2 tRNA genes are annotated in these 530 nt (G+C 34.2%); both read right to left on the minus strand.

The annotated features are described in order from the left end of the window. Positions 1-159 precede the first annotated feature (159 nt). A tRNA-Ala gene (locus tag JMA43_RS13950) sits at positions 160-233 on the minus strand. A 140-nt stretch (positions 234-373) separates the two neighbouring features. Beyond that, positions 374-447: transfer RNA gene (locus JMA43_RS13955), tRNA-Ile, on the minus strand. Positions 448-530 lie beyond the last annotated feature (83 nt).

A 530-nucleotide genomic window follows, 5' to 3' on the forward strand; every position in this document is an offset into this window, starting at 1 on the left:
CATAGATAATCGTGCAATTATCTATAACCTTTTAAGATTCTTTTCTCTATAGTCTACTTAAATTTATTAAATATAAATTCTCGTATCTCTTTATCTCAATATGTCAATGAACTTTCTATTAATTGATAATTCTTAATTCATAATTATCAATTAAAATCGTGGAGAATATCGGAGTCGAACCGATGACCTCCTGCGTGCAAGGCAGGCGCTCTAGCCAGCTGAGCTAATCCCCCAATTTCGAAATTCAGAATTTACTAATTCAGAATTCAGAATTTTAGAACTCTCTAGCTTCCAGAATTTCCTTCAATATTTTTTAATGAACTTATGCTCGTTTGATAACTATTATCATAATTACCTCCCTCGACTCTTATTGTAGTCTCGGGCAGACTCGAACTGCCGACCTCTACATTATCAGTGTAGCGCTCTAACCAGCTGAGCTACGAGACTGTTTTAAATTCGTTGCTCGTTATTTGTTGTTCGTTACTCGTTTTTAAAACTAACAACTAACAACTATGAACTAACAACTAGTT

This window comes from Joostella sp. CR20 (genome assembly GCF_038433465.1).
Lineage (GTDB): Bacteria > Bacteroidota > Bacteroidia > Flavobacteriales > Flavobacteriaceae > Galbibacter.